23 protein-coding genes are annotated in these 21,844 nt (G+C 37.7%); 21 read left to right on the top strand and 2 right to left on the bottom strand.

What is annotated here, in order from left to right; genetic code table 11:
* Positions 1-21 precede the first annotated feature (21 nt).
* Together serB and QM941_RS04245 are read left to right on the top strand one after the other, a co-directional pair.
* Positions 22-663 carry a phosphoserine phosphatase SerB gene (gene serB / locus QM941_RS04250; RefSeq protein WP_414339193.1) on the top strand — a complete coding sequence of 214 codons (642 nt, stop codon included), beginning with the start codon at positions 22-24 and terminating at the stop codon, positions 661-663.
* Positions 664-681: 18 nt separating this feature from the next.
* Positions 682-1,833, top strand: coding sequence for a glycerate kinase (locus tag QM941_RS04245; protein WP_414339192.1), 1,152 nt, complete (start codon positions 682-684; stop codon positions 1,831-1,833).
* Here QM941_RS04245 and QM941_RS04240 read toward each other — a convergent pair.
* The gene (locus tag QM941_RS04240) at positions 1,794-2,237 is read right to left on the bottom strand and encodes a DUF1694 domain-containing protein (protein ID WP_414339190.1); all 444 of its coding nucleotides are present in this window, start codon (positions 2,235-2,237) and stop codon (positions 1,794-1,796) included. The genes QM941_RS04245 and QM941_RS04240 overlap by 40 nt on opposite strands.
* A gap of 164 nt (positions 2,238-2,401) precedes the next feature.
* Between QM941_RS04240 and eno the strand changes: the two genes are divergently transcribed.
* Complete coding sequence (gene eno, locus QM941_RS04235) at positions 2,402-3,706, top strand: surface-displayed alpha-enolase (RefSeq protein WP_414339188.1); 1,305 nt, start codon at positions 2,402-2,404, stop codon at positions 3,704-3,706.
* Positions 3,707-3,992: 286 nt separating this feature from the next.
* On the opposite strand, the gene QM941_RS04230 is transcribed toward eno, so the two are convergent.
* On the bottom strand, positions 3,993-4,406 hold the full coding sequence (locus tag QM941_RS04230) for a hypothetical protein (protein ID WP_414339186.1): 414 nt from the start codon (positions 4,404-4,406) through the stop codon (positions 3,993-3,995).
* Positions 4,407-4,850: 444 nt separating this feature from the next.
* Between QM941_RS04230 and xseA the strand changes: the two genes are divergently transcribed.
* The 18 genes from xseA (at position 4,851) to QM941_RS04140 (ending at position 21,642) form a co-directional block, all read left to right on the top strand.
* Positions 4,851-6,191: an exodeoxyribonuclease VII large subunit gene (gene xseA, locus QM941_RS04225; RefSeq protein WP_414339184.1), complete on the top strand. Its 1,341-nt coding sequence runs from the start codon at positions 4,851-4,853 to the stop codon at positions 6,189-6,191.
* Entirely contained in the window at positions 6,169-6,381 is a 213-nt protein-coding gene (locus QM941_RS04220; protein WP_414339182.1) for an exodeoxyribonuclease VII small subunit, read from the top strand. Before xseA ends, QM941_RS04220 begins: the two co-directional genes overlap by 23 nt.
* Positions 6,378-7,253 carry a polyprenyl synthetase family protein gene (locus QM941_RS04215; protein ID WP_414339181.1) on the top strand — a complete coding sequence of 292 codons (876 nt, stop codon included), beginning with the start codon at positions 6,378-6,380 and terminating at the stop codon, positions 7,251-7,253. Before QM941_RS04220 ends, QM941_RS04215 begins: the two co-directional genes overlap by 4 nt.
* Positions 7,246-8,061: a TlyA family RNA methyltransferase gene (locus QM941_RS04210; RefSeq protein ID WP_414339179.1), complete on the top strand. Its 816-nt coding sequence runs from the start codon at positions 7,246-7,248 to the stop codon at positions 8,059-8,061. The genes QM941_RS04215 and QM941_RS04210 overlap by 8 nt, the downstream gene beginning before the upstream one ends.
* A complete protein-coding gene (locus tag QM941_RS04205; RefSeq protein ID WP_414339177.1) occupies positions 8,054-8,485 on the top strand; it encodes an arginine repressor in 432 nt (143 codons plus the stop codon). The genes QM941_RS04210 and QM941_RS04205 overlap by 8 nt, the downstream gene beginning before the upstream one ends.
* A gap of 6 nt (positions 8,486-8,491) precedes the next feature.
* Positions 8,492-10,159 carry a DNA repair protein RecN gene (recN, locus tag QM941_RS04200; protein ID WP_414339176.1) on the top strand — a complete coding sequence of 556 codons (1,668 nt, stop codon included), beginning with the start codon at positions 8,492-8,494 and terminating at the stop codon, positions 10,157-10,159.
* A complete protein-coding gene (locus QM941_RS04195; protein WP_414339175.1) occupies positions 10,160-10,888 on the top strand; it encodes a metallophosphoesterase family protein in 729 nt (242 codons plus the stop codon).
* 78 nt (positions 10,889-10,966) lie between these two features.
* Positions 10,967-12,790, top strand: a complete 1,824-nt coding sequence (gene lepA, locus QM941_RS04190) for a translation elongation factor 4 (protein ID WP_414339173.1) — start codon at positions 10,967-10,969, stop codon at positions 12,788-12,790.
* Between the two features lie 176 nt (positions 12,791-12,966).
* Positions 12,967-13,563, top strand: coding sequence for a hypothetical protein (locus QM941_RS04185; protein ID WP_414339171.1), 597 nt, complete (start codon positions 12,967-12,969; stop codon positions 13,561-13,563).
* A 205-nt stretch (positions 13,564-13,768) separates the two neighbouring features.
* Positions 13,769-14,245: a PTS sugar transporter subunit IIA gene (locus QM941_RS04180; protein WP_414339169.1), complete on the top strand. Its 477-nt coding sequence runs from the start codon at positions 13,769-13,771 to the stop codon at positions 14,243-14,245.
* A 119-nt stretch (positions 14,246-14,364) separates the two neighbouring features.
* Positions 14,365-15,258 carry an aldose 1-epimerase family protein gene (locus QM941_RS04175; RefSeq protein WP_414339167.1) on the top strand — a complete coding sequence of 298 codons (894 nt, stop codon included), beginning with the start codon at positions 14,365-14,367 and terminating at the stop codon, positions 15,256-15,258.
* 257 nt (positions 15,259-15,515) lie between these two features.
* Positions 15,516-15,941 (top strand): galactose-6-phosphate isomerase subunit LacA, encoded by a 426-nt coding sequence (gene lacA / locus QM941_RS04170; protein WP_000029280.1) that lies wholly within the window; start codon positions 15,516-15,518, stop codon positions 15,939-15,941.
* A 148-nt stretch (positions 15,942-16,089) separates the two neighbouring features.
* Positions 16,090-16,605, top strand: a complete 516-nt coding sequence (gene lacB, locus QM941_RS04165) for a galactose-6-phosphate isomerase subunit LacB (RefSeq protein ID WP_001216925.1) — start codon at positions 16,090-16,092, stop codon at positions 16,603-16,605.
* 10 nt (positions 16,606-16,615) lie between these two features.
* Positions 16,616-17,545, top strand: coding sequence for a tagatose-6-phosphate kinase (locus QM941_RS04160; RefSeq protein ID WP_414339165.1), 930 nt, complete (start codon positions 16,616-16,618; stop codon positions 17,543-17,545).
* Between the two features lies 1 nt (position 17,546).
* Positions 17,547-18,527, top strand: coding sequence for a tagatose-bisphosphate aldolase (gene lacD / locus QM941_RS04155; RefSeq protein WP_414339163.1), 981 nt, complete (start codon positions 17,547-17,549; stop codon positions 18,525-18,527).
* Between the two features lie 235 nt (positions 18,528-18,762).
* Complete coding sequence (locus QM941_RS04150; RefSeq protein WP_414339161.1) at positions 18,763-19,599, top strand: PRD domain-containing protein; 837 nt, start codon at positions 18,763-18,765, stop codon at positions 19,597-19,599.
* Positions 19,600-19,633: 34 nt separating this feature from the next.
* Positions 19,634-19,951, top strand: a complete 318-nt coding sequence (locus QM941_RS04145; RefSeq protein WP_006151126.1) for a PTS lactose/cellobiose transporter subunit IIA — start codon at positions 19,634-19,636, stop codon at positions 19,949-19,951.
* The gene (locus QM941_RS04140; protein WP_414339159.1) at positions 19,951-21,642 is read left to right on the top strand and encodes a lactose-specific PTS transporter subunit EIIC; all 1,692 of its coding nucleotides are present in this window, start codon (positions 19,951-19,953) and stop codon (positions 21,640-21,642) included. The genes QM941_RS04145 and QM941_RS04140 overlap by 1 nt, the downstream gene beginning before the upstream one ends.
* The last annotated feature ends 202 nt before the right edge of the window (positions 21,643-21,844 follow it).

Below are 21,844 nucleotides of genomic sequence, written 5' to 3'. Positions count from 1 at the left end.
TAAAAGATGTAAAGGATTTGTATGTCAAGAGTAAGAGGACTATGTGTATTAGACGTCGATGGTACCCTGATAGAAGAAGAAGTTATTGATTTGTTAGGTCGACAAGCAGCTTGTGAGCAGGAGGTAGCGAAGCTTACAGCTCAAGCCATGCAAGGGAAACTAGACTTCGAATCAAGTTTGAGAAAACGTGTTTCACTGTTACAAGGATTATCTGTTTCAGTATTTAATCAGGTATACTCTCAAATTCATTTTAGTAAGAATGTCCAAGATTTTATCAAAATCCTGCAAGAACATGGGATTGTTTGTGGTCTAGTTTCAGGTGGCTTTACTCAAATCGTAGGGAAATTGGCCCATGATCTAGGGATTAACTATTTTGTAGCTAACCAGTTGGAAGTCAAGGACGGAATCTTAACTGGAAATCTAGTTGGGGATGTCGTAACAGCTCAAGTAAAAGAGGAAACTCTGAAAAGTTGGGCTCGTCAATTAGAGGTTCCACTGGACAAGACAATCGTTGTTGGAGATGGAGCAAATGATCTATACATGCTTAAAAGTGCTGGGATCGGGATAGCCTTTTGTGCTAAGGATATTCTAAAGAAGGAAATTCCTCTACAAATAGAGGAAAGAGATTTTACAAAAGTTTTGGAATTAATTGACTTCTTTTAACAAGAAAGAGGAGAAACTATGAAAATCGTTATTGCACCGGATTCATTTAAAGAAAGTTTAACTGCCCGACAAGTAGCAGAGGCTATTAGAGATGGATTTCAAAGGGCCTTACCTCATGCAGATTGTCTCATACTGCCCGTTGGTGACGGAGGCGAAGGTACGGTAGAAACCATCAGGCATTCCTCAAGATATGTAAAAAAGACAGCTCTCATAAATGGTCCTTTTGGAGATGAAGTAGAGATGCCCTATATCCAAAAAGACAGTCTTGCCTTGTTTGAGGTTGCTGATTTGGTGGGGCTTGCTAAAATTCCTCCTGAAAAAAGAAATCCACTAAAGATTCAAACTAAGGGTATCGGGCAGCTAATCTTGTATCTTGTGGATCAAGGTATAAAAGACATCTATGTAGGGGTTGGTGGAACAGCAAGCAATGATGGAGGACTTGGAATTGCAATGGGGCTGGGTTATCAATTTTATGATACCAAGGGCACTGAGCTTCTAGCCTGTGGCCAGTCCTTATTTGAGATTGCTAGTATGTCAAAAGATAAAGTGGAGCCCCTGCCTGCTAATCTTAAGATAAAAATCTTATCTGATGTCATAAATCCTTTGTGTGGCCCACAAGGTGCTACTTACATCTTTGGACAACAGAAAGGACTGCAACCAGACCAATTTCAAGAAGTTGATCAGGCGATAGAAACATTCTATGGTAATTATTCTCCTTCGATTTTAGAGTTAGACGGGGCTGGAGCAGGTGGAGGTATTGCTGCAGGTTTGTGTGCTTTTGCGGGTGCAGAAGTCGTTTCAGGAATCGAAACTTGTTTAGACTTGATTGGCTTTGATCAAAAAGTAGTTGATGCTGATCTAGTCATTGTAGGAGAAGGTCGATTTGATAGGCAAAGTTTGGCAGGTAAAGCCCCAATCGGTGTAGCAAAAAGAACACCTTCAGGTGTTCCAGTTATTGCTATTTGTGGTAGTTTATCAGAAGATCTTCCTCAACTACCCTTTGGAAATATAGTTGCTGCATTTTCCATTTTAGAAAAAAGTGAGTCCTTGTCAGATAGCCTAAAAAATGCTTCCCTTTATCTCGAGCATACAGCTGCTAATATCGGACAAATACTGGCCTTGTCAAACCATTATCCAAACCATTTTTTCCAAAGTGAAGGTTTTTTATGATTTTCCTTTACTTGCCATAAGTCAGGAAAGGCCTTTTTAAGGTCTTTTTCCTTTCTGTCAACAGGAGCATCACTATGGATAACCATTCCAAATGGAGAGGAGTTGTGATCTTCTGAAACAATGGTCGCTTGGCAATTGGCATCTTTAGCTTGTTTAAGATAGAAAACTTGTTTTTCGAACTTAATCTGAGGTGAAATTTTTACAAAAAGAGGTTCTGCTTCCTTCTTTAAATCCTCTAAAATAGTTAGGAATCCTTTTTGGAATTTATCGTCGTTTGCTGTTGCAAGGTCAGCATAACCGAGGACGCGTTCTTCAAAGGTATCGAGAAAGCGTCTTTGTTCATCGGGATTTAATTTAAGCCCACCATGAGCTTTTTCTAAGATTTGTTTTGATAGTTCTGTCATATAAATAGTATATCATAAAATAGAGTAAGAATGAAGAAAGGGGAAAGCGATTACTTGAGAAAGTTAAGGAAAAATTGCACAAAGATAACGTTTTTCCTTGAAAAAGGAGTTTAATTAAGGTATCATAGAGGTGTAAAATAAATAAACTCAAAGGAGAGTAAAAAATGTCAATTATTACTGATGTTTACGCTCGCGAAGTCCTAGACTCACGCGGTAACCCAACACTTGAAGTAGAAGTTTATACTGAATCAGGTGCTTTCGGACGTGGTATGGTTCCATCAGGAGCTTCTACTGGTGAACACGAAGCAGTTGAACTTCGCGACGGTGACAAATCTCGTTACCTTGGTCTTGGTACACAAAAAGCTGTTGACAATGTAAACAACATCATTGCTGAAGCTATCATCGGCTACGATGTACGTGATCAACAAGCTATCGACCGTGCTATGATCGCACTTGACGGTACTCCTAACAAAGGTAAATTGGGTGCGAACGCAATCCTTGGTGTGTCTATCGCTGTAGCTCGTGCTGCTGCTGACTACCTTGAAATCCCACTTTACAGCTACCTTGGTGGATTCAACACTAAAGTTCTTCCAACTCCAATGATGAACATCATCAACGGTGGTTCTCACTCTGACGCTCCAATCGCTTTCCAAGAATTCATGATCGTACCTGCTGGTGCACCAACATTTAAAGAAGCTCTTCGTTGGGGTGCTGAAATCTTCCACGCTCTTAAGAAAATCCTTAAAGGTCGCGGACTTGAAACAGCTGTAGGTGATGAAGGTGGATTTGCTCCTCGTTTCGAAGGAACTGAAGACGGAGTTGAAACTATCCTTGCTGCTATCGAAGCTGCTGGTTATGTTCCAGGTAAAGACGTATTCATCGGATTTGACTGTGCATCATCAGAATTCTACGATAAAGAACGTAAAGTATACGACTACACTAAATTCGAAGGCGAAGGAGCTGCTGTTCGTACTTCTGCAGAACAGATCGACTACCTTGAAGAATTGGTAAACAAATACCCAATCATTACTATCGAAGATGGTATGGACGAAAACGACTGGGATGGTTGGAAAGCTCTTACTGAACGTCTTGGTGGTAAAGTTCAATTGGTTGGTGACGACTTCTTCGTAACAAACACAGCTTACCTTGAAAGAGGTATCGCTGAAGGCGCTGCTAACTCAATCCTTATCAAAGTTAACCAAATCGGTACTCTTACTGAAACATTCGATGCTATCGAAATGGCTAAAGAAGCTGGTTACACTGCAGTTGTATCACACCGTTCAGGTGAAACTGAAGATTCAACAATTGCTGACATCGCAGTTGCAACTAACGCTGGACAAATCAAGACTGGTTCTCTTTCACGTACAGACCGTATCGCTAAATACAACCAATTGCTTCGTATCGAAGACCAACTTGGTGAAGTAGCTGAATACCGTGGATTGAAATCATTCTACAACCTTAAAAAATAAAATAGTTCACTGAACTATTTTATCCCGAACCTTGAAACTCAAAAGTTCGGCCGTTGATTTAACAACGTTTAAAGCCCCTCGGATTTTATCCGAAGGGCTTTTTTTCTGTTCAGGGGCAAAAAATGAGCAAGCTTATTTCCTCTATCAAAAAAGAATATTACTTTAGAATTCTCCAAGATATGTTTTTAGTTTTGAAAGTCAAAAAAAGAGAATTTTAAAAATTCTCTTTCTTGTAGATAGTGAGGTTTCCATTTTAGAATAAAATTGGATAAATTCAAATAATTTATTATTTTTCTTCTGTGCCAAAATAAAGATAAGTATATTTCTTATCTAACTCGTTATTTTTTTTATCTGATAAGATAAAATCTAAACGATAATCTCCAGATTGAACTAAAGAAAGTACAAAGTCAAAATTTATACTTGTTTTACCATATCCATCGTTTGTTTCAATCAAAGTTGAATCCTCAATTGTGATTGTTGAAGATAAAATTTTATCACTGTATTGATTTGGTCGAACCAGATAAAGTTCCAGGTGATACGGGTAGTTTTCTTTAACATTAAACAAATCAAGATTACAATGAAGTGTAATCTTACCTGGGAATTTTGTAATGTAGTTTACAGTACCAATTTGTCTCCCATATAAAGTGCTCAGTGATTGAATATTGATTTTTTCTTGAAAATCAGCCTGTTTAAATGTCATAAATGCTCCCTTTCCTTTTTTGACACCTATGGTTTTTTTAAGTGTAAATCTTAATTTTTAATATTATCGAAGATTAATAGTAATTGCAACAAAAAACTTAATTATAAAGTGAAACAGCGATTAAATATTTCTACATCCAAAAATTTAATCCTTGTAAAGTTATTATATCAGTATTTTCATAAAAAGTAAAAAATAGTATGCAAAAACTTGTATTATTACGTCTAAATTTAAATTTTAGAATAGTTGAAATGAAAATTATATTTTTTTCAGTTAAAATCTGTTTAAAAAGGCAAATAAATACTGATGATATTGTAGTATTAAATTAATGGTTGCAAACAAAAAGACTTTATATAATTCATTATAAGTGATATGATTTAAGATTTTTAAGCATATTTTTGGTATAATAATACCCAGGATAAGCAAGAAATAGAGTAGAAGGTAGAGATGGAAAAGTATTTATCGGTATCAACTTTGACCAAATATTTGAAAATGAAATTCGATAAAGACCCTTATCTGGAACGGGTCTATTTAACTGGTCAAGTTTCTAACTTCCGTAAGCGTCCAAGCCATCAATATTTCTCTCTCAAAGATGACCGTTCAGTCATACAAGCAACTATTTGGTCAGGTATCTATCAACGTTTAGGTTTTGATTTGGAAGAAGGTATGAAGATAAATGTTATTGGTCGTGTCCAAATCTATGAACCAAGTGGAAGCTATTCGATTATCATTGAAAAGGCAGAACCAGATGGTGTCGGAGCTCTAGCTATAAAATTTGAACAGTTGAAGAAGAAACTAGCTGAGGAAGGTTTATTTCAAGACCGTTTCAAACAGTCCCTTCCCCAATTTGCTAAGCGTATTGGTGTTGTGACTAGTCCTAGTGGCGCAGTTATTCAGGATATTATCACTACAGTAAGTAGACGTTTCCCTGGTGTAGAAATTGTTTTATACCCTACTAAGGTTCAGGGGGAAGGCGCGGCAGAAGAAGTCGCTAAAAATATTGCGAGAGCCAATCAAAGGGATGACTTAGATGTGCTCATTATAGGTCGTGGTGGTGGCTCGATTGAAGATTTGTGGGCCTTTAACGAGGAGATAGTTGTTCGTGCCATTTTTGAATCTCGTTTACCAATCATTTCAAGTGTTGGTCACGAAACGGATATCACCTTGGCAGACTTTGTCGCTGATAAAAGAGCAGCGACACCAACAGCAGCTGCAGAACTGGCTACACCAGTTACAAAATTGGATCTATTGACCCATCTTCAAAACCAAGAGAAAAGAATGGTCACAGCTGTTCAGCATGTATTAAACAAGAAAAAAGAAGCCTTAAAAGTTTTTAGCCAATCTGTTATCTTTAGACAACCAGAACGACTCTATGATGGTTACTTGCAACGACTAGATCAACTCCAAGTTCGTCTTAAACAAGGATTGAAGTCTGAGATTGTTAAAAATTATCAAAATGTTCAAGGTCAACGTCACCGTTTAGAACAGTTGTCGCCACTGGTTAAAGTTCAGCGCTATATAGATCGACTAGAACAGTTACAAAAGCTCTTACGCAGTCAAATGGCAGTGACTTATGATGCAAAGGTAGCAGAAGCCAAACGGCTCTCAGAAGCCCTTGTGATGCTAGATACCAGTCGTATCGTAGCAAGAGGCTACGCTATTGTCAAAAAAGAGGATAGGGTAGTGGCTTCGATTAGTGAATTAAAAGAAAAGGACCATGTAACGCTTGAGATGCGTGACGGTCAAGTAGAATTAGAGGTTAAAGATGTCAAAACAAAAGAAATTTGAGGAAAATTTAGCAGAGCTTGAAACCATTGTCCAAAGTTTGGAAAATGGTGAAATTGCTTTAGAAGATGCTATTGCCGCCTTCCAAGAAGGTATGCTCCTTTCAAAGGAATTACAAGCAACTCTTGATAAGGCTGAGAAGACCTTGGTTAAAGTCATGCAAGAAGATGGAACAGAAAGTGAATTAGCATGAATAAGCAAGAAAAACTAGCTCTTGTCGAATCAGCATTAGAAGATTTCTACGGAGATCAACAGTTTGCTACTAGTTTAAGGGAATCTGTTCTTTACTCCATTCATGCTGGTGGTAAACGTATCCGTCCATTTCTCCTCTTAGAAGTTTTAGAGGCTTTGCAGATTACTATTTGTCCAGCTCATGCCCAGGTTGCTGCAGCGCTTGAAATGATTCATACAGGAAGCTTGATACATGATGACCTTCCTGCTATGGATGATGATGACTTTCGTCGTGGGCGTTTAACCAACCATAAAAAGTTTGGTGAAGCCTTAGCTATTTTAGCTGGCGATGCTCTCTTTTTAGATCCCTATGCCTTGATAGCCCAGGTAGATTTACCAAGTCAGGTCAAGGTTGATTTGATTGCTAATTTGTCGCTAGCTTCAGGTAGTTTGGGTATGGTTGCAGGCCAGGTTTTGGACATGGAAGGTGAGCGCCAAGAGCTTTCTTTAGAAGAGTTACAGACCATTCATGCAAATAAAACAGGTAAACTTCTTGCCTTTCCATTTCAAGCTGCAGCCATCCTTGCTAGTTTGGATGAAAAAATGCAACTGCAATTGAAAACCGTTGGAGAGTTAATAGGACTTGCCTTTCAAGTGAGAGATGATGTATTGGATGTGACAGCAAGTTTCGAAGAAATTGGTAAAACCCCTCAAAAGGATTTACAGGCCGAAAAGTCAACCTATCCTGCTTTGTTAGGCTTGCCAAAGGCGATTGAATTTTGCAACCAGACCTTGGACCAAGCCAATGAGAAACTAGAGGAGATTAGTCAACTAGTGGCTTTTGATAAAGATCCAATTGTAAAAATAGTAGAAAGTTTGAGAATTAATGGCTAAGGAAAGAGTAGATGTACTTGCCTATAAACAAGGGTTATTTGAAACCAGAGAGCAAGCCAAACGCGGGGTTATGGCAGGACTAGTTGTTGCTATCCTCAATGGAGAACGCTATGACAAGCCTGGAGAAAAAATTCCCGATGATACTGAGTTAAAACTCAAGGGTGAAAAACTTAAGTACGTTAGTCGTGGTGGTTTGAAACTCGAGAAAGCACTAGAAATCTTTGGCTTGTCAGTTGATGGCAAAACTACGATTGATATTGGAGCTTCTACGGGAGGCTTCACAGATGTCATGTTGCAAAATGGTGCTAAGCTTGTTTTTGCAGTTGATGTAGGTACCAACCAGCTAGCTTGGAAATTGCGCCAAGATGATCGTGTTGTTAGTATGGAGCAGTTTAATTTCCGTTATGCAGAAAAAGCTGATTTTGTAGAGGAGCCAAGTTTTGCCAGTATTGATGTAAGCTTCATTTCCTTAGGCTTAATTTTACCAGCTCTTCATCGCATTTTAGCAAATCAAGGACAGGTTGTTGCTTTAATTAAACCCCAGTTCGAAGCTGGACGTGAACAAATTGGTAAGAATGGTATCATTCGAGACGCTAAGGTTCACCAACATGTACTAGAAACAGTGATCGATATGGCTGTCAGAGAAGGGTTTTCGGTATTAGGATTAGATTTTTCTCCAATCCAAGGTGGCCATGGAAATATCGAATTTTTAGCTTATTTACGTAAAGAAGAGGAGGCAACTAATCAAGTTCTTTCTCAAATAAATCAAGTAGTAGAAGAAGCACATAGAGAATTTAAAAATGAATAAAAAAATTAGACTTGAAAAAATAAGAAAATTTGTGACCGATTACCAGATCGGAACTCAAGAAGAAATCGTTGAACACTTAAAAGAAGCAGGAATCTCTGCTACACAAGCAACTGTATCACGGGACATTAAAGAACTGGGGATTGTAAAAATTCCGTTGAAGAACAATACTTATATCTACGAACTACCCAAATCAGTAGTTAAAAGTTTACAATTAGCGGAAAACAACATTATCCATTCTGAATGCTTGGGTCAAATGATTAATCTTCAAATTATCCCAGGAAATACGCTTTTTGTTAAAAGTCAGTTGTTAGAAATGTATGCAGATAAGCTCTTTAGTTGCATCTCTGATGACAATTCTATTTTGATGGTTTTGAGAAGTGAAGAAGAAGCCAAGGACGTTTTTGAACAAGTTAAAAATTGGTAGGTTTATATGTTACTGGAAATTTCGATTAAAAATTTTGCCATTATTGAATCTATCTCTTTGAATTTTGAAAAAGGGATGACAGTTCTAACAGGTGAAACAGGGGCAGGAAAATCAATTATTATTGATGCCATGAATATGATGTTGGGAGCTAGAGCTACCACTGACGTCATTCGTCATGGAGCTCCAAAGGCAGAAATCGAAGGACTTTTTTCTTTTGAGAATAGTCGAGCATTGACAGAAATTTTTGCTGAACAAGGCTTAGAGCTTGGGGATGAAATCATCATTCGCCGTGAAATTTTACGAAATGGTCGTAGTATCAGCCGTGTTAATGGTCAACTAGTCAATCTTTCAGTTTTAAAGCTTATTGGACAGCACTTAGTGGATATTCATGGTCAGCATGACCAAGAAGAATTAATGCGTCCCCAGCTTCATATCCAGATGTTGGATGAGTTTGGAGATGCTAATTTCTTAAACCTTAAAGAAGCTTATCAGAATAGCTTTGACACCTATCGTCGTATGCGTAAGCAAGTCCTTGACCTTAAAAAGAATCAGCAGGAACATAAAGCTCGTATCGAGATGTTGGAATTTCAAATCGCTGAGATTGAGGCGGTTAATCTAAAAGCTGGTGAAGACATCAGTCTTAACCAAGAAAGGGACAAACTGCTTAATCATAAAAATATAGCTGACACTCTAACCAACGCCTATAGTATGCTAGATAATGAAGAATTTTCAAGTCTTGCAAATGTTAGATCAGCTATGAATGATATGGAAAGCATCGAGGAGTTTGACACGGACTATCGTGAGATTTCTTCTACTTTATCTGAAAGCTACTTCGCTTTAGAAGATGTCACCAAACGATTAGAAAGTATTATTGATGACCTGGATTTTGATGGGAATCGTTTATTACAAGTTGAAAGTCGCCTAGATTTGATTTACACAATCACACGTAAGTACGGTGGTAATGTAGATGATGTCTTACTTTATTTTGCAAAAATAACAGATGAATATAATCTTTTAACAGGTAACAATTTATCTTCTGAAGATATGGAGATAGAGCTTAAGAAACTTGAAAAACAACTTGTCGAATTAGCTAATGAAGTCGCTAAAGCTCGACATGAGATTGCAATTGGCCTAGAAGCAGAAATTAAGCGAGAGTTACAAGACCTTTATATGGAAAAGGCTCAGTTCCAAGTTCGCTTTACAAAGGGAAAATTTAGCCGTGAAGGAAACGAATTGGTAGAATTTTTCATTTCAACCAACCCTGGAGAAGACTTTAAACCTCTAGTAAAAGTTGCCTCTGGTGGAGAATTATCCCGCTTGATGTTGGCTATTAAATCAGCCTTTTCTCGTAAGGAAGGAAAGACGAGCATTGTCTTTGATGAGGTAGATACAGGAGTTTCAGGCCGTGTCGCTCAAGCTATCGCTCAGAAGATTCATAAGATTGGACAACATGGTCAGGTTTTAGCTATCTCTCACCTTCCTCAAGTGATCGCCATTGCAGACTACCAGTTCTTTATTGAAAAGATTAGTGATGAGCATACGACAGTTTCTACTGTCCGTCTCTTAACGAGGGAAGAGCGTGTGCAAGAAGTTGCCAAAATGTTAGCAGGAGATGATGTTACAGAAGCAGCTCTTACCCAGGCAAGAGAATTGTTGAAAGCTAAGGAGAAATAGATGACAGACTATTATGTAATTGGAGATGTTCATGGAAAAGCAGGTATGCTGGAAGAACTTCTCAAAACATGGGATGGTCACACCCAGTTGCTTTTTCTTGGAGACCTTATTGACCGAGGTGAAGATAGTCGCCGTGTTCTAGAGATGGTCAAGGACTTGGTTGACAATCAGGGGGCTGTCTGTATCTCTGGTAATCACGAGTATATGTTTTTGACTTGGTTGGATAATCCTCAGGAAAGTTATGACCATTATCGAAGAAATGGTGGAGATACCACGATTAATTCTATACTAGGACGTCCTTTGGATGCTCCGGTAGATCCGATAGAAGATGCTAAACGTGTAGAAACCGAAGCAGCAGACTTGGTAGCTTTTATACGACAAATGCCATTCGTGATTGAAACAGACCACTATATCTTTGTTCATGCGGGAATTGATTTAACCCTAGATGATTGGCACGAGACTACAGACTATAAGAAAGTCTGGCTCAGAAAGCCGTTCCATGAAGCGGAAAATCATACTGGAAAAACAATTGTCTTTGGACATACTCCTGTTTACGGTTTGTTGGATCAAAAACCTGGTACATCTGAACTATGGATAACAGAGGATGGCAAAATCGGTATGGATGGAGGAGCTGTATACGGCGGTGTCCTTCATGGTATAGTCTTTACTGACCATGGAATGACCAACCGATATTTTATCGAAAACGACGGCTTTATTGCGGAAGATTAATACTCCAAACAGGGTATGGTCTTGTCAAAAACATAAAAACAATTTATAATTAATAGATACCCTGAAAGGAAGAGAATCTTGAACTTAGAAGAATTAAAAAAACGTCAGGAGAAGATTCGTAATTTCTCCATCATAGCCCATATTGACCATGGAAAGTCTACTTTAGCCGATCGTATTTTGGAAAAGACAGAGACAGTTTCTAGTCGTGAAATGCAGGCTCAATTGTTAGACAGTATGGATCTTGAGAGAGAGCGTGGGATTACCATCAAACTGAACGCGATTGAGCTTAACTATACAGCAAAAGATGGGGAAACTTATATTTTCCACTTGATTGATACGCCAGGGCACGTAGACTTCACCTATGAAGTTTCGCGTTCACTTGCTGCCTGTGAGGGAGCCATTTTGGTTGTCGATGCTGCACAAGGGATTGAAGCGCAAACACTTGCTAATGTTTATTTAGCCTTGGATAATGATTTGGAAATCATGCCGGTCATTAACAAGATTGACCTTCCTGCTGCGGATCCAGAGCGTGTCCGTACGGAAATCGAAGATGTTATCGGTTTAGATGCTAGTGAAGCAGTATTAGCTTCTGCCAAGGCTGGTATCGGTATCGAGGAAATTCTCGAGCAAATCGTTGAAAAAGTTCCAGCACCAACTGGTGATGTGACTGCTCCTCTTAAAGCTCTGATTTTTGACTCAGTTTATGATTCTTATCGTGGTGTTATTCTGCAAGTCCGTGTCATGGATGGGGTAGTTAAACCAGGCGATAAGATTCAGCTTATGAGTAATGGCAAGACTTTTGATGTGACAGAAGTAGGTATTTTTACGCCAAAAGCTGTTGGACGTGATTTCCTAGCAACAGGTGACGTTGGTTACATTGCAGCTTCTATTAAGACTGTTCAGGATACACGCGTTGGTGATACGGTAACTTTGGCAAACAATCCTGCTACTGAGCCACTTGATGGCTACAAGCAGATGAATCCAATGGTCTTTGCAGGTCTTTACCCAATCGAATCAAATAAATACAATGACTTACGTGAAGCTCTTGAAAAACTACAACTCAATGATGCCAGTCTTCAATTTGAACCAGAAACTTCGCAAGCACTTGGTTTTGGTTTCCGATGTGGTTTCCTTGGATTGCTTCATATGGATGTTATCCAAGAACGTCTTGAACGCGAATTTAATATTGATCTAATTATGACGGCGCCGTCTGTAATTTACAAAGTTAATTTAACAGACGGTGAAGCAATTGATGTATCGAATCCTTCAGAGTTTCCAGACCCGACTAAGATTGCTTCTATTGAAGAACCTTATGTTAAAGCTCAAATCATGGTGCCACAAGAATTTGTCGGTGCCGTTATGGAGCTTGCCCAACGTAAACGTGGTGATTTTGTAACCATGGACTACATTGATGAAAATCGTGTCAATGTCATTTATCAAATTCCTTTGGCTGAGATTGTTTTTGATTTCTTTGATAAACTCAAGTCATCAACTCGTGGTTACGCAAGTTTTGATTATGAATTGTCTGAATACAGATCATCTAAGCTGGTTAAAATGGACATTCTCTTGAATGGAGATAAGGTTGATGCTCTCAGCTTTATTGTTCACAAGGAATTTGCCTATGAACGTGGAAAATTGATTGTTGATAAACTCAAAAAAATCATTCCTCGTCAACAGTTTGAGGTTCCAATTCAAGCAGCTATCGGACATAAAATTGTGGCTCGTACAGATATCAAGGCTCTACGTAAGAACGTGCTTGCTAAGTGTTATGGTGGTGACGTATCACGTAAACGTAAGCTTCTTGAAAAACAAAAAGCTGGTAAGAAACGGATGAAGTCTATTGGTTCGGTTGAAGTTCCACAGGAAGCCTTCTTGTCTGTTCTTTCTATGGATGAGGAGTAAAACTCTCCCAAGATTATCAATTATTAAAACGCTCTATTTAGGGCGTTTTTTACAACTTAAATAAGAAGAATAAGTAATAGTAGATTGAAACTTTTATTCGAAATACTCACATTTTACAGTTTATCTTTGACACTTTGATGTTCTTACTTTAGAATAGAAGTGAAAGGAGAATAACTATGAAAAAAGTAATTACTTTATCTTCAATTCTTTTATGCTCTCTATGTCTTGCTGCATGTAATACAACAAAAAATACTAGTGCGGAAAAAACTGAAACTACTAGTGTTCAAGAAACAACAGTTGCAACAACCACAGCTCCTATAAAAGACACGCAATGGATTGGATCGGATGATTATGGATACGTGAAAGTACCACAATCATGGATTCAATTTAAAGATGTTAATGGTGGAGATGATATTCAATATTCTGACGGTACAGATATCAATATCGTTACCTTAAATACATTTAAAGCAGAGCAGTTTGGTATTTCTGAAAGCGAACTTGAAAAGGTAGATCCTATTCAAATTTCAAATAGTATTTATCAATCTAAATCAGAAAGTCCTGATTTCTCTAAGGTTTGGGGCTCTAAGTCAACAATCGGAGGCTATGATGCTTATCAAGTTAACTGTATTGCCAAAACTGGTAAATATTTAGTTATTTGGATTTTCAAGTCGGATGATGGTAAGTTCAGATATGTCTCACTTGAAGGTGATTTAGATACTATTAAAGAACTAGCACCGACTATCGAAGAAAGTTGGACAAATAAAAAACCATAAATATATAAGTAGGATTTAATCCTGCTTTTTAATTTGCTATTCTAACTCTAGAAATGAATACTAGATATTTGTTTAAAATCAGTAAATTTAAAGATGTCAAACAAAAAAGATATTTTTCAAACAAAATAAAACATCGCTAATTGACAACGGTTTCACATCCTGTTATACTTATATTAAAATAGTTAAGTTGAGATGGGAGAATCTTATGGGGTTAGATCATTTCTTTGAAAAGGATTTGGTATTTTGTCTAGAATCTGATAATCAAGAACAACTCTTTGAAGAGGTAGCAGCTATTCTGAGAAAACGTAACGTTGTTACAGATACTTATCAATCGGCTCTGATTGAACGTGAAAAATTATTTCCAACTGGTTTAGATATGAATTTTTGGGGGAATAATTTGCCAAATGTTGCAATTCCTCATACCGATGTTGACCATAGTTTAGACAAAAAGATAGTGGTGGTTAGACTTGTCAAGCCAGTTACTTTTTATAATATGATATCTCCTAATAAAGAAGTAATAGTATCCTGGGTTTTCTTTATTATCAATAATTCAAATTCAAGTCAAATCGACATACTATCTCAGCTAATGGATTTTTTTACTGGAAATGGTCATCTGGAAGATTTATCTAAACTTACAACACCAGAAGGTATTTATAAATATATTACTGAAGCTACTAGTTAAAACAAAATTTATAAATTCTAACTATAGGAAATCTAAATTGTAAAAACTAGGTTGTCAGTTACCTGATGTGGACTTGGCAATCTAGTTTTTTATAAGAAACTTAAATGGAGGTAATTCTAATGATTGAATTAAAAACAGAACAGTTAAGTGTACAGTTTCAAACTTTTGGTGGTGCACTTTCTTCAATAAAAGACAAAGATGGAATTGAGTATTTGTGGCAGGGGGATCCAACTTACTGGAGCGGCCAAGCACCTGTTCTATTTCCAATTTGTGGATCAGTTAGAAATGATACTGTCCTATATGATCAAGAAGATGGTAGTCAAGTAAAAGGTAAAATTCCACGCCATGGTCTTGTGCGGAAAAAAGATTTTGAATTAGTGGATCAAACGGATAACTCGGTTACTTTTGCTATTGAAGATGACCAAGAAATGTATGAAAGTTATCCTTATCATTTTCGCTTAGAAATAACTTATACAGTTACTGGAAAGACAATCCGTACTCAGTATCAAGTTACCAATAAAGAAACAGATAAGAAAATGCCATATTTTATTGGTGGACATCCAGGCTTTAACTGTCCTTTATTTGATGATGAAGGTTATGAAGACTACTATCTTGAATTTGAAAAGCCAGAAACTTGTACAGTTCCTAAACCATTTCCAGAAATAGGGATGTTAGATTTTCAAGATAGAAGCAGCTGGTTAAAAGACCAAAAAGAATTAGATCTAAACTTTGATTTCTTTAGCTATGATGCTGTGACTTTAGATGAGTTAGCCTCTCGCTCTGTTTCCTTACGGTCACGTAAGTATGATAAGGGATTAAAACTAGACTTTGAAGAGTTTCCAAATTTAATCGTTTGGTCAACCCTTAATAAAAGTCCCTTCCTTGCCTTGGAACCTTGGTCAGGTTTGTCAACTTCACTCGAAGAGGGCGATCATCTAGAAGATAAGAAAAATGTTCGTATCTTAAATCCAGGTCAAAGTGATCAAATTGGTTTTGATATAGAAATTTTCTAAAAAATAAACAAAAACAAACATAAACTGTTGACTTTTCTAAACAATAGTAGTATATTATGTTTAGAAAGAACAGTTTATGTTTGTTTAAACAAGTTGTTCTTCCAATTTCTCTAAGGAGAAGTTACTAAGAGTGAATAGATGATTCATTCTTAATCTAAAATAGTCAACAAAACTACTAGTAACTATTTGGTGATGGTCATTTTCTTTCCAGAACCAAAATAATTTTACTGGTCTATTATAAAAAAGGAGTATACAATATGTCTATTGTTATTGGTGCAGATGCTGCAGGTTTGAGATTGAAAGAAGTCGTTAAAGATTTCTTGGAAAAAGAAAACTTCCACGTTGTGGATGTTACAGCTGAAGGTCAAGACTTCGTTGATGTAACTCTTGCGGTTGCGGAAGAAGTTAAGAAAGAAGAACAAAACCTTGGTATCGTCATTGATGCTTATGGTGCAGGTCCATTTATGGTTGCTACTAAAATCAAAGGAATGGTTGCTGCAGAAGTATCTGATGAACGTTCAGCTTATATGACTCGCGGTCACAACAACTCACGTATGATTACTATGGGTGCTCAACTTGTTGGTGATGAATTGGCTAAAAACATTGCTAAAGGCTTTGTAAATGGTAAATACGACGGTGGTCGTCACCAAATCAGGGTCGACATGTTGAACAAAATGTGCTAATACTCTTCAAAAATCAAGATAATCTGTCGTCAGCTCACTTTAGCTAACCTCAGTTATGCTCGCAGCTCGCTTCCTAAGCTAATCTTGATTTTTCTTGAGTAAGGATAAATGATATTAGATTTATATAATTAATCGGAGGGAATAACTAATGAGAATTGCAATTGGATGTGACCACATCGTAACAAATGAAAAAATGGCGGTTTCAGAATTTTTGAAATCAAAAGGACATGAAGTCATCGACTTTGGTACTTACGACCACGCTCGTACACACTACCCAATTTTTGGTAAAAAAGTTGGTGAAGCAGTCGTTAGTGGCCAAGCTGATCTTGGTGTATGTATCTGTGGTACTGGTGTAGGTATCAATAACGCTGTTAACAAAGTTCCTGGTGTTCGTTCTGCTTTGGTTCGCGATATGACAACAGCTCTGTATGCAAAAGAACAATTGAATGCTAATGTTATCGGATTTGGTGGTAAAATCACTGGCGAATTGCTCATGTGTGATATCATTGAAGCTTTCATCAACGCTGAATACAAACCATCAGAAGAAAACAAAAAATTGATCGCTAAAATCCAACACGTTGAAACTCATAACGATCATCAAACTGATGCCAACTTCTTTACAGAGTTCCTTGAAAAATGGGATCGTGGTGAATACCACGACTAAGAGGTGACTTATGATTTTAACAGTTACAATGAACCCATCCATTGATATTTCCTATCCTTTGGATGAATTAAAAATTGACACTGTCAACCGTGTTGTAGATGTTACGAAAACGGCTGGTGGTAAAGGTCTTAACGTTACTCGTGTCCTATCAGAATTTGGTGACTCCGTAGTCGCAACAGGACTTGTCGGTGGTAAACTTGGTGATTTTTTAGTAGAAAATATTGATGATAAAGTAAGCAAACATTTCTTTTCTATTCAAGGTGAAACCCGTAACTGTATCGCAATTCTACATGGAGAAAACCAAACAGAAATCCTAGAAAAAGGTCCTGAAGTTCAAGAAAAAGAAGGTCAAGATTTCTTGGCTCATTTCAAAGAACTTTTAGAGACTGTAGAGGTAGTGGCCATTTCAGGTAGTCTACCAGCAGGACTTCCAGTGGATTATTATGCTAGTCTGGTTGAACTTGCTAACCAAGCTGGTAAACCTGTTGTCTTGGATTGTTCAGGAGCTTCACTTCAGGCGGTTCTTGAATCTCCACATAAGCCAACAGTTATCAAACCAAATGACGAAGAATTGTCCCAACTTTTAGGAAGAGAAATTTCTAAAGACTTGGATGAATTAAAAGAAGTCCTTCAAGAACCACTATTTGATGGAATCGAGTGGATTATCGTTTCCTTAGGTGCTAACGGAGCATTCGCTAAACACGGTAACACTTTCTATAAAGTAGATATTCCAAGAATTCAAGTAGTAAATCCAGTCGGTTCTGGCGATTCTACAGTGGCAGGTATTGCTTCAGGATTGTTCCATAAAGAATCTGATCAAGAACTGTTGACCAAGGCAAATGTCCTTGGTATGCTAAATGCTCAAGAAAAAATGACCGGTCATGTCAATATGGCCAACTATCAAGGTCTATATGACCAATTAATTGTAAAAGAGGTATAAAATGGTTTTAACAGAAAATAAACGTACATGTTTGGAAAAACTTTCAGATGAAAATGGTATCATCTCAGCTCTTGCCTTTGACCAACGTGGTGCTTTGAAACGCCTTATGGCTCAATACCAAACAGAAGAGCCAACAGTAGCTCAAATGGAAGAATTAAAAGTCTTGGTAGCAGATGAATTGACGAAATACGCTTCATCTATGCTTCTTGACCCTGAGTATGGACTTCCTGCTACTAAAGCTCTTGATCCAAATGCTGGTCTTCTCCTTGCTTATGAGAAAACTGGATACGATACAACAAGTACAAAACGCTTGCCAGACTGCTTGAATGTTTGGTCTGCAAAACGTATCAAAGAACAAGGTGCAGATGCCGTTAAATTCTTGCTTTACTATGACGTTGATAGCTCTGACGAACTCAACCAAAAAAAACAAGCCTACATTGAACGTATTGGTTCTGAGTGTGTAGCAGAGGATATTCCATTCTTCCTTGAAATCCTTGCTTACGATGAAAAGATTGCGGACGCAGGTTCTGCTGAATACGCGAAAGTAAAACCACACAAGGTTATCGGCGCTATGAAAGTCTTCTCAGATCCACGCTTTAACATTGATGTCTTGAAGGTGGAAGTTCCAGTTAACGTTAAATACGTTGAAGGATTTGGCGATGGCGAAATCGTTCATACACGCGAAGAAGCAGCTACTTTCTTCAAAGCTCAAGACGAAGCAACTAACCTTCCATACATCTACTTGAGTGCAGGTGTATCAGCTAAACTTTTCCAAGAAACTCTTGTCTTTGCCCACGAATCAGGCGCAAACTTCAATGGAGTTCTTTGTGGACGTGCAACATGGGCTGGATCAGTTGAAGCTTATATCAAAGACGGTGAAGCAGCTGCTCGCGAATGGCTTCGTACAACTGGATTTGAAAACATTGATGAACTCAACAAGGTTCTTAAAACAACAGCAACTTCATGGACCGAACGTGTCTAAATTTTCCCCCCTTTTATGTCCTAAAACCTAGCTAAAAAACTTTTAAAAAAAGTTGTATGTAAAGGTTTACAAAATAAAAATCTTGTGCTATACTTAAGTTACAAGTTAATACAAAGTGAGTGTTACTAAGTAATATTAGGCATGATCACAGATGACTCAGAGGTATATTTTCTGAACTCATTTGTGGTCATTTTTTATGCTCACAAAACTTAAATAATAGGGCAAGGAGGTTGCCATGTATCGGATATTAAATCCAATGAATAACAATGTTTCTCTCGTGCGGAATAGCAAAGGAGAGGAGTTGATCGTAATTGGTAAGGGTATTTCGTTTGGTAAGAAGAAGGGAGATTTGATTTCTGAGGATCAGGTTGAAAAAGTTTTTCGGATGAAAACAGAAGAGTCGCGAGAAAATTTTATGGCTCTTCTCAAAGATGTACCGCTTGATTTTATTACGGTCACTTATGAGATTATTGATAATCTTTCTAAAAAATATCAATATCCTGTCCAAGAGTATCTATACGTCACTCTAACAGACCATATCTATTGTTCTTATCAGGCTATTAGCCAAGGACGTTATAAGGATAGTAACTTGCCTGACATTTCTGCCAAATATCCTATCGCTTTTCAAATTGCACAAGAAGCTTTTGAAATTTATCGTCAAAAACTGACAGAAAATTTTCCTGAAGACGAAATCATTCGTATCGCTTATCATTTCATCAACGCCGAAGGTGAGAATGAAGTCGAAGTTGTTGAATCAATTGATAAGAGAAAGGAAATTTTAAAGAGTGTTGAAAGCGTTTTGAAGAGTTATAAAATCCAGCGAACACCTGAAAATAATAATTTCTACGACCGCTTTATGATTCATCTAAATTATTTTTTGGATTATCTGGATCGTAGTCGCGATGATAATCAATCCTTGCTTGATATGGAAGAACATATAAAGAATACCTATCCAGAAGCATTCGAGATTGGTAGTAAAATTTATGAAGTTATTGCACAGGAAACGGGTGTTGACCTTTATAAGAGTGAACGAGTTTACCTTGTTCTACATATTCAACGTTTATTGTCATAATATTTACTAAAAATTATATAAGGAGAAATCTATCATGAATAGAGAAGAAGTAACATTGTTAGGTTTTGAGATTGTTGCCTATGCTGGCGATGCTCGTTCAAAACTATTGGAAGCCTTGAAGGCTGCTGAAGCTGGTGATTTTGCAAAAGCGGACGCTCTGGTAGAGGAAGCTGGTAGCTGTATTGCTGAGGCTCACCACGCCCAAACAAGCTTGTTAACCAAGGAAGCTGCAGGTGAAGATTTAGCCTATAGCGTGACCATGATGCATGGCCAAGATCACCTGATGACAACAATCTTGCTAAAAGATTTGATGCATCATTTAATTGAACTTTATAAAAGAGGAGCTAAATAATGAATAAGTTAATTGCCTATATCGAGAAAGGAAAGCCTTTCTTTGAAAAACTATCTCGAAATATCTATCTTCGTGCTATTCGTGATGGATTTATCGCTGGAATGCCTGTCATTCTATTCTCAAGTATTTTTATCTTAATTGCCTTTGTACCTAATTCATGGGGCTTCCAATGGTCTGATGAAGTTGTGGCTTTTTTGATGAAACCTTATAGCTATTCAATGGGTATTCTCGCCCTCTTGGTCGCGGGTACAACAGCTAAATCATTAACAGACTCTGTTAACCGTAGCATGGAAAAAACCAACCAAATCAACTATATGTCAACTCTATTAGCTGCTATTGTTGGTTTATTGATGTTGGCAGCTGACCCAATTGAAGGGGGCTTTGCAACAGGTTTCCTCGGAACAAAAGGTTTGCTTTCAGCTTTTCTAGCAGCCTTTGTGACTGTAGCAATCTATAAGGTTTGTGTGAAGAATAATGTTACTATTCGAATGCCTGATGAAGTTCCACCAAATATCTCACAGGTCTTTAAAGATGTTATTCCATTTACGCTTTCTGTCGTTTCCCTTTACGGTCTTGACTTACTTGCTCGTCATTTTGTTGGTGCAAGCGTAGCAGAATCAATCGGTAAATTCTTTGCGCCTCTATTCTCAGCAGCAGACGGTTATGTTGGTATTACGATTATTTTCGGTGCTTTTGCTTTCTTCTGGTTTATTGGTATTCATGGACCTTCTATCGTTGAGCCTGCAATTGCTGCTATTACATATGCCAATGCTGAAGTAAATATGAACCTTCTCCAACAAGGTATGCACGCTGATAAGATCCTTACATCTGGTACACAAATGTTCATCGTCACTATGGGTGGTACAGGAGCAACTCTTGTAGTTCCATTCATGTTTATGTGGTTGTGTAAATCGAAACGAAATCGTGCTATTGGACGTGCTTCAGTAGTTCCTACATTCTTCGGTGTAAACGAACCAATCTTGTTTGGTGCACCACTTGTTTTGAATCCAATCTTCTTTATTCCATTTATCTTTGCACCTATTGCAAACGTATGGATCTTTAAGTTCTTTATTGAAACACTTGGCATGAACTCATTTACTGCCAACCTTCCATGGACTACACCAGGACCTCTTGGTATTGTTCTTGGTACAAACTTCCAGTTCTTATCATTCGCTCTTGCAGCATTGTTAATTATAGTAGATATTGCAATCTACTATCCATTCCTCAAGGTTTATGATGAACAAATTCTCGAAGAAGAACGTTCAGGTAAAGCTAATGATGAATTAAAAGAAAAAGTTGCTGCAAACTTTAACACTGCAAAAGCAGATGCTATTCTTGAAAAAGCTGGAGTAGAATCAGCACAAAATACAATTACTGAAGAAACAAACGTCCTCGTTCTTTGTGCGGGTGGAGGAACAAGTGGTCTCCTTGCCAATGCTTTGAATAAAGCCGCAGAAGAGTATAAAGTTCCAGTTAAAGCTGCAGCAGGTGGCTATGGAGCCCACCGTGAAATGTTACCAGAATTTGATTTGGTTATCTTAGCACCACAAGTTGCTTCAAACTTTGAGGATATGAAAGCTGAAACAGATAAACTAGGCATCAAATTGGCGAAGACAGAAGGTGCTCAGTACATTAAATTGACACGCGATGGACAAGGTGCTCTAGCCTTCGTTCAGGCGCAATTCGATTAACGATAGGGACTGTGAAACAGTCTCCTATCGTAACGGAAATCGCTATGGCGATTTTCCTAATCGACTTGTTAATTCGTCGGTAAAAATATATCGTTTTTACCTCCTCATGTCACAATTCGGTGGCTTGGAACAAGAAGTGAGATGGAGATGGATGGCTCACTGACTCCTCTCCCCTCATTTTTCATTTTATACAATCAAGAAA

Source organism: Streptococcus timonensis, assembly GCF_047460355.1.
Taxonomy (GTDB): Bacteria; Bacillota; Bacilli; order Lactobacillales; family Streptococcaceae; genus Streptococcus; species Streptococcus timonensis_A.
This window is presented reverse-complemented; position numbering and strand designations above follow the sequence as displayed.